Origin of the sequence: Ligilactobacillus acidipiscis DSM 15836 (assembly GCF_001435755.1) — a bacterium.
In the GTDB taxonomy this organism is placed as follows: Bacteria; Bacillota; Bacilli; order Lactobacillales; family Lactobacillaceae; genus Ligilactobacillus; species Ligilactobacillus acidipiscis.
In genome coordinates this window covers 1-225 of the sequence record NZ_AZFI01000435.1, presented here as the reverse complement: position 1 = coordinate 225, position 225 = coordinate 1, and the positions used below count along the sequence as shown (strand labels likewise).

General features: G+C 36.4%; 1 protein-coding gene. It reads left to right on the top strand.

What is annotated here, in order from left to right; translation table 11 throughout:
- Positions 1–225, top strand: a 225-nt coding sequence (locus FC65_RS11350) for a protein rep (RefSeq protein WP_235803145.1), incomplete at both ends; no start/stop codon positions are given.

Below are 225 nucleotides of genomic sequence, written 5' to 3'. Positions count from 1 at the left end.
TTGCAAAAAGCGGTTGTGTCCGTTATGCAATTGGAGAAAGAGTATGAAAAATTCGAGCCAATTAAAACAAATTATTGCAGAGGCAGTTGTGAGAGAGCCTAAAGGACGGTTTTTGTTTTTAACTTTGACCGTTAAGAATGCTTATTCAGCAGAAGAGTTAAAATCCTCGTTGAGAGCTTTGACTAAGGCTTTTGGCAAGTTATCGCGTTATAAAAAAGTATCAAA